We start from the raw sequence: 6,869 nt of genomic DNA on the forward strand, positions 1-6,869 counted from the left end.
GCGTCGCCCTGCTCGGCGACGCGGCCCACGCGATGACGCCGAACCTCGGGCAGGGCGCCTGCCAGGCGCTGGAGGACGCCGCCGTGCTGGCCGCCGCGCTGGAGGGAGCACCGGACGTGGCGGTCGCGCTGGACCGGTACGACGCCGAGCGGCGCCCCCGCAGCCAGGCCGTCGCCCGCGCCGCGCGGCAAGCGGGCCGGCTGGGGCAGCAGCTGTCCCACCCGGTGGCCGTGGCGCTGCGCAACACCGCGATGCGGCTCGCCCCTTCGGGGGTGACGCAGCGCGCCGTGCTGCGGCACGCCGATTGGCAGCCGCCGGCCATCGGCTGAGGGCGGTTCTTGCTGAGTAGGGGCTGCCCCTGACTGAGCGTTGCAGGCTGCGGGCCTCGCTTGGGCTTATGGGGGTACCCCCTGCTCGAAGAGCTTGGGGGAGCAGTTTCCCGCGCCCCTTCGGGACGCGGGAAACCGTGTCAGAGGAGACCGAGCAGACCGAGGCCGAGTGCGCCGTTGCTGTTGCCGAGCTTCGGCAGCCGGAGTCCGCCCTGGGAGCGGGCGTCGTCCTGGGATCCGGCGCCCGGCGCCGGGGCTGACGCACTCGGCGCCGTGTCGGAAGGGGCGGCGGCCTGGGCGACTCCGCAGAGCGGAACCAGGGCGGTCACCGTGAGCGCGGCAATGGTGGTCGCGGTGCGGGACGGGAGGGGGAAGCGACGCATGGGAACTCCTTCGGTTCGAATGCTGCGGACGCTGCCTCCACGCTGCACCGAGCGGCCCGGCCGCGCGCGCGGTGCTGGCCCGGGCAGGTCAACCCCGGCCCCCGTACGGGTCTGCTCAGCCCCCCGCGCGGCCCAGCAGACGGCGCGCCCCGAAGACACCGGCGCCCAGGAGCAGCACGGCGGTCCCCGGGACGACCGACGAGGCGGGCAGCGCGCACGCCAGCGTCAGACAGCCCGCGAGCCCGACGACAGGCACGATCCTGGGCGGACGGCCCTCCCCGGAAGTGAGGGTCCACGCCGAGGCGTTGGCGACGGCGTAGTAGAGCAGCACGCCGAAGGAGGAGAAGCCGATCGCGCCGCGTACATCGGCCGTCGCCGCGGCCACGGCCACCACGGTGCCGACCGCCAGCTCGGCGCGGTGCGGCACCCCGAAGCGCGGGTGGACGGCCGCGAGCACGGGCGGCAGATGGCGGTCGCGGGCCATGGCGAGCGTGGTGCGGGAGACGCCGAGGACGAGGGCGAGCAGCGAGCCGAGCGCGGCGACGGCGGCGCCCGCCCGCACCACGGGCACCAGCCAGCCGGCGTCCGCGGCCCGTGCGGCGTCCGCGAGCGGCGCGGTGGCGTCGGCCAGCCGGTCAGGGCCCAGCACCGCCAGCGCCGATGCCGCGACGGCCACGTAGACGGCCAGGGTGAGGAAGAGGGCCAGCGGGATGGCGAGGGGAATGGTGCGCCGCGGATCGCGCACCTCCTCCCCCAGCGTGGCGATCCTGGCGTATCCGGCGAAGGCGAAGAACAGCAGTCCCGCCGCCTGCAGCACGCCCCCTGCCGAGGTGTCGCCGCCGGGCGCCAGCCGGCCGGCCGCCGCACCCTGCGCGGAGAGGGCGGTCACCACGACGGCGGCGAGGACGGCAAGCACCACGGCGACGACGGCCCGCGTCAGCCAGGCCGTCTTCTGCACCCCCGCGTAGTTGACGGCGGTCAGCGCCACGACGGCGGCCACCGCGACGGCGTGCGCGTGCGCGGGCCATACGTACGAGCCGACCGTCAGCGCCATCGCCGCGCACGAGGCGGTCTTTCCGACGACGAACGCCCACCCCGCCAGGTAGCCCCAGAACTCCCCCAGCCGCTCGCGCCCGTAGACATAGGTGCCGCCCGAGGTCGGGTAACGGGCCGCCAGCCGGGCGGAGGAGGTCGCGTTGCAGTAGGCGACGACGGCCGCCACTGCGAGGCCGAGCAGCAGGCCGGAGCCTGCTGCTCGGGCGGCGGGTGCCAGCGCGGCGAAGACCCCGGCGCCCAGCATGGCGCCGAGGCCGATGAGGACGGCATCCGGTACGCCGAGTCGCCGTTGCAGTTCGTCCGGGACCCCGGTCCCGGACTGGTGGTCCGGCATTTTCGTTGCCCTCCCCTGCGTGGACGATCCGCGTCGGACCTTAGCCGACCAGGGTTGCGGGGCCCTCTTCCCGCCGCTGTGCAGGGGGTGCCCCTGGTTGTGCGTTGCAGGCTGCGGGTTCGTTTTGGCTGGGCGCGCAGTTCCCCGCGCCCCTGACGGGGCGCTCTATGCCGTGCCTGCGGGGAAGTGGGGGACGTCCTCGGGGGGCAGCTCCGGGCGGAGGCGTCTCGCTTGGACGGGGTGGCGCCAGCGGCCCTCGTCGAAGGCGACGTCGGCCTCGAATTCGACGACCAGTTCGGGGACGACACAGCGGTGGGCGAGGATGTCGCGGGAGCCCCAGCCGGAGCGGAAGCGCGCTTCGGTCCAGGGGTGGCCGGGGCCAGCGGGGGTGAGCACCCGGCCGAGTTCGCGGCGCAGGACGTTGGTGACGGGCGCGCTCTGGGCCACCATGCGGAGCTCGCCCTCGGCGTCGTAACGGCCCAGGAGCAGCACGTCGGGCGAGTTGAGCGGGCCGGTCACCGCACCGACGAGCGCGTCCGCCGTGGCGCGGGCGCGCAGCTTGCGCCAGCCGCGTTCGCCGGGCCGGTAGGGCTGGCCCAGTCCCTTGACGACCATGCCCTCGACGCCGACCGCGCCCCAGGCCGGGTCGAGCCATTCGCTCGCCTGGTCCGGGTCGGTCGTCATCGGGCAGAGCGCCCAGGGCGGCTGGAGGTCGTGCCGGGTGAAGATCTCCTCCAGCAGGGCGCGGCGCTCACGGTAGGGGCGGGCCATGGTCGTCTCGTCGCCGAGCTGGAGCAGGTCGAAGGCGATGAAGTGGGCCGGGTGCGCGGCGGCCGCGGCCTCGGCGCGGCGCCCGGTGCGCTGGGCCCTGGACTGGAGCGCGGAGAAATTGACGGCTCCCTCCTCGATCACCACCAGCTCCCCGTCGAACACGGCCTCCTCGCCCAGTCCGGCGGCGGCCCGCAGGATGTCGGGGAAGCCGGGTGACAGGTCGGTTCCGCGGCGCGACTGAAGGTGGGGCGCGTCGAGACGGGCGAAGAGCAGTACGCGGTAGCCGTCCCACTTGGCCTCGTAGGCGAGGCCGGGCGCGCGGGGCGGCACATCGACGGTGCGGGCCGTCATCGGGGAGATGGGCGGGACGAGCCGCCTGCCGTTCTCGCCCATAGGCCATATATAGCGCGGAACGCCCAACGTCGCGAGCCAGAACTCCCCCGGGGGCCCGCGCCCCAAAGGGGCGCGGGGAACTGCGCGACCAGCCACAGGCCCACCCGCAGCCTGCAACGAACAGCAAGGGGCAGCCCCTTCTCAGCACCCCGACCACGCGTGAAGACCAACTGCGGGCCCGGTTAAGAAATCCTCGATGGACCCCGGAGCACCCGTACGGCACATTCGTCCCGGCGGTACGCGGAAGGCGCCGCCCCACCCCGTACCAGGGAAAAGACAGGAGCCGTGGCGTGAAGGCGCTGGTCAAACAGAAGGCCGAACCGGGACTGTGGCTGGCCGATGTGCCGGAGCCCGAGACCGGCCCCGCCGAGGTGCTGATCAAGGTGGAGCGGACCGGTATCTGCGGCACCGATCTGCACATCCGCGCCTGGGACGGCTGGGCCCAGCAGGCGGTGACGGCACCGCTGGTGGTGGGGCACGAGTTCACCGGCGAGGTCGTGGAGACCGGCCGGGACGTGACCGACGTCAAGCCGGGCGACCGGGTCAGCGGCGAGGGCCATCTGGTCTGCGGCAAGTGCCGCAACTGTCTGGCGGGGCGACGGCATCTGTGCCGGGCCACGGTCGGGCTCGGCGTCGGCCGGGACGGCGCCTTCGCCGAGTATGTGGCGCTGCCCGCGCAGAACGTATGGGTGCACCGCACCCCGGTTGACCCGGACATCGCGGCGATCTTCGACCCGTTCGGCAACGCCGTGCACACCGCGCTCTCCTTCCCGCTGGTCGGCGAGGACGTACTGATCACCGGCGCGGGGCCGATCGGGCTGATGGCGGTCGCGGTCGCCAAGCACGCCGGGGCGCGGAACGTCATGGTCACCGACGTCAGTGAGGAGCGCCTGGAGCTGGCCCGTACGGTCGGTGCCTCGCTCGCGCTGAACGTCTCGGGTGCGAGCATCGCCGACGGCCAGCGGGCGCTGGGGCTGCGCGAGGGCTTCGACGTGGGCCTGGAGATGTCCGGCAACCCGGTGGCGCTGCGCGACATGGTGGCCAACATGACGCACGGCGGGAAGATCGCGATGCTCGGGCTGCCCGCCGAGGAGTTCGCCGTCGACTGGGCCCGGATCGTCACCTCGATGATCACGCTCAAGGGCATATACGGCCGGGAGATGTTCGAGACCTGGTACGCGATGTCGGTGCTGCTGGAGGGCGGTCTCGACCTCGGCCCCGTGATCACCGGCCGGTACGACTACCGCGACTTCGACGCGGCCTTCGACGACGCGGCCGGTGGGCACGGCGGCAAGGTCGTCCTCGACTGGGCCGGCTGAAACCGAACCCGCCGTTCCATTTCCTGTCTACTTCCTGGAGACCTGACAGCATGTTCGACTCCGTACGCGACCAGCTGCGCGCCACCCTCGACGAGATAACCGCCGCCGGGCTGCACAAGCCGGAGCGGGTCATCGGCACCCCCCAGTCGGCGTCCGTCGAGGTGACGGCGGGCGGCCGGCAAGGTCGTCAGAGGCAGGCAGTGCTGAACTTCTGCGCCAACAACTACCTGGGCCTGGCCGACCACCCCGAGGTGCTCGCCGCCGCGCACGCCGCGCTGGACCGCTGGGGCTACGGGATGGCCTCGGTCCGGTTCATCTGCGGCACCCAGGAGGTGCACAAGGAGCTGGAGGCGCGGCTCTCGGCGTTCCTGGGCCAGGAGGACACCGTCCTGTACTCGTCCTGCTTCGACGCGAACGGCGGCGTGTTCGAAACGCTGCTCGGCGAGCAGGACGCGGTGATCTCCGACGCCCTCAACCACGCCTCGATCATCGACGGCATCCGGCTGTGCAAGGCCCGCCGCCTGCGCTACGCCAACCGCGACATGGCCGATCTGGAGCAGCAGCTCAAGCAGGCGCAGGACGCCAGGCGCCGGCTGATCGTCACCGACGGTGTCTTCTCGATGGACGGCTACCTCGCACCGCTGCCCGAGATCTGCGACCTGGCCGAGCGCTACGACGCGATGGTGATGGTGGACGACTCGCACGCGGTCGGTTTCGTCGGCGCCGGCGGACGCGGGACGCCGGAGCTGCACGGCGTCATGGACCGGATCGACATCGTCACCGGCACCCTCGGCAAGGCGCTCGGCGGCGCCTCGGGCGGCTATGTGGCGGCCCGCGCGGAGATCGTGGCGCTGCTGCGGCAGCGCTCGCGCCCGTATCTGTTCTCCAACAGCCTGGCGCCGGTGATCGCGGCGGCCTCGCTCAAGGTGCTCGACCTGCTGGAGTCGGCCGGTGACCTGCGGGAGCAGCTGCAGGCCAACACCGAGCTGTTCCGCCGCCGGATGACCGAGGAGGGCTTCACGATCCTCCCCGGCGAGCACGCCATCGTGCCCGTGATGATCGGCGAGGCCGCCGAGGCGGCCCGGATGGCTGAGCTGCTGCTGGAGCGCGGGGTCTATGTGATCGGGTTCTCCTACCCGGTGGTGCCCAAGGGGGAGGCCAGGATCCGGGTCCAGCTGTCGGCGGCGCACTCGACCGAGGACGTGGAACGGGCAGTCGCCGCGTTTGCCGCATCCCGGGCAGGGCTCACCGCGACGAATGGGGCAGAATCGGCCGTGTGATCGAAGCGCGGCGGCTGCACATCCTCCGTGCGGTGGCCGACCACCGCACGGTGACCGCCGCTGCCGCCGCGCTCTATCTGACCCCCTCCGCCGTCTCGCAGCAGCTGGCCGCGCTGGAGCAGGAGACCGGCCACCGGCTCGTCGAGCGCGGCGCCAAGGGCGTACGGCTCACCCCGGCGGGGGAGATCCTGCTCTCGCACACCAATCTGGTCCTCGCGCAGCTGGAGCGGGCCGAGGCGGAGCTGGCCGCCTACGGCTCCGGGGCAGCGGGCCGGGTGAACCTGGCCTCCTTCGCCACCGGCATCGGCCTGGTCGTCGCCCCCGCGCTCGCCCGGCTGGCCCGTACGGCCCCCGGTATCCGGGTGCGGGTCCAGGACGCGGAGGGCGACGCGAGCCTGCCGATGGTGCTGGACCGCGAGACGGATGTGGCGGTGGCCGTCGAGTACCGGGGCGCGCCCAGCGCCGACGACCCCCGGCTGACGCGGGTGCCGCTGTACGCGGAGCCGTTCGACGCGGTGCTGCCGCAGGCCCACCGGCTGGCGGGGGCCGACGGGGTGCCGCTGGGCGAGCTGGCCAAGGACACCTGGATCGGCCCCTTCCCCGGCAACCCGTGCCACGACGTGGTGGTGCTCGCCTGCGAGCACGCGGGCTTCGAGCCGGTGATGGAGCACTTCTCCGACGACTTCAGCGCGGTGGTCGCGCTCGCCTCCGCCGGAGTGGGCGTGGCCCTGGTGCCGCGGTCGGCGCTGCTCGGTACCGATGTCACGCGGGTCGCCGTGCAGCCGGTCGAGGGCGTCGCCCCGACCCGGCGCGTCTTTGCCGCCGTACGGCGCGGGGCGGAGGAGCACCCGCTGATCAGCCCGGTGCTGGACGCGCTGCGGGAAGCCGCCCGCTGACGGTGCTCCCGCCTGGGGTGCTCCGGCCGGGAGGTGCTCCCCGGTCACGGACTCACCCCCGGGCACCCCGGTCACGCACCGTCGCGGCGGGAAGGTCCCCCGGAGTCC

At 73.5% G+C, this 6,869-nt stretch carries 7 protein-coding genes; 4 read left to right on the top strand and 3 right to left on the bottom strand.

The features are described 5' to 3' along the window. On the top strand, positions 1-329 hold a 329-nt coding region (locus tag ITI46_RS32310; RefSeq protein ID WP_209243503.1), incomplete at its 5' end, for an FAD-dependent monooxygenase. A 140-nt stretch (positions 330-469) separates the two neighbouring features. Here the strand turns inward: ITI46_RS32310 and ITI46_RS32315 are convergent. From ITI46_RS32315 to ITI46_RS32325, 3 genes are all read right to left on the bottom strand, one after another. Beyond that, positions 470-712 carry a hypothetical protein gene (locus ITI46_RS32315; RefSeq protein WP_209243504.1) on the bottom strand — a complete coding sequence of 81 codons (243 nt, stop codon included), beginning with the start codon at positions 710-712 and terminating at the stop codon, positions 470-472. Between the two features lie 115 nt (positions 713-827). After that, positions 828-2,102, bottom strand: coding sequence for an APC family permease (locus ITI46_RS32320; protein WP_209243505.1), 1,275 nt, complete (start codon positions 2,100-2,102; stop codon positions 828-830). A gap of 165 nt (positions 2,103-2,267) precedes the next feature. Next, positions 2,268-3,266 (bottom strand): ATP-dependent DNA ligase, encoded by a 999-nt coding sequence (locus ITI46_RS32325; RefSeq protein WP_209243506.1) that lies wholly within the window; start codon positions 3,264-3,266, stop codon positions 2,268-2,270. A gap of 290 nt (positions 3,267-3,556) precedes the next feature. Between ITI46_RS32325 and tdh the strand changes: the two genes are divergently transcribed. From tdh to ITI46_RS32340, 3 genes are read left to right on the top strand one after another with little or no spacing between them, the layout of a single operon-like run. Next, on the top strand, positions 3,557-4,585 hold the full coding sequence (tdh, locus tag ITI46_RS32330; protein WP_209243507.1) for an L-threonine 3-dehydrogenase: 1,029 nt from the start codon (positions 3,557-3,559) through the stop codon (positions 4,583-4,585). Between the two features lie 50 nt (positions 4,586-4,635). Continuing rightward, the gene (locus tag ITI46_RS32335) at positions 4,636-5,865 is read left to right on the top strand and encodes a glycine C-acetyltransferase (protein ID WP_209243508.1); all 1,230 of its coding nucleotides are present in this window, start codon (positions 4,636-4,638) and stop codon (positions 5,863-5,865) included. After that, entirely contained in the window at positions 5,862-6,761 is a 900-nt protein-coding gene (locus ITI46_RS32340; protein ID WP_209243509.1) for a LysR family transcriptional regulator, read from the top strand. The genes ITI46_RS32335 and ITI46_RS32340 overlap by 4 nt, the downstream gene beginning before the upstream one ends. Positions 6,762-6,869 lie beyond the last annotated feature (108 nt).

This window comes from Streptomyces oryzae, assembly GCF_017676365.1.
Taxonomy (GTDB): Bacteria; Actinomycetota; Actinomycetes; order Streptomycetales; family Streptomycetaceae; genus Streptomyces; species Streptomyces oryzae.

Excerpts from the sequence above, each read along its gene's own strand:
- ITI46_RS32315 (WP_209243504.1), bottom strand. The coding sequence starts at position 712 with ATGCGTCGCTTCCCCCTCCCGTCCCGCACCGCGACCACCATTGCCGCG.
- ITI46_RS32320 (WP_209243505.1), bottom strand. The coding sequence starts at position 2,102 with ATGCCGGACCACCAGTCCGGGACCGGGGTCCCGGACGAACTGCAACGG.
- ITI46_RS32325 (WP_209243506.1), bottom strand. The coding sequence starts at position 3,266 with ATGGGCGAGAACGGCAGGCGGCTCGTCCCGCCCATCTCCCCGATGACG.
- ITI46_RS32335 (WP_209243508.1), top strand. The coding sequence starts at position 4,636 with ATGTTCGACTCCGTACGCGACCAGCTGCGCGCCACCCTCGACGAGATA.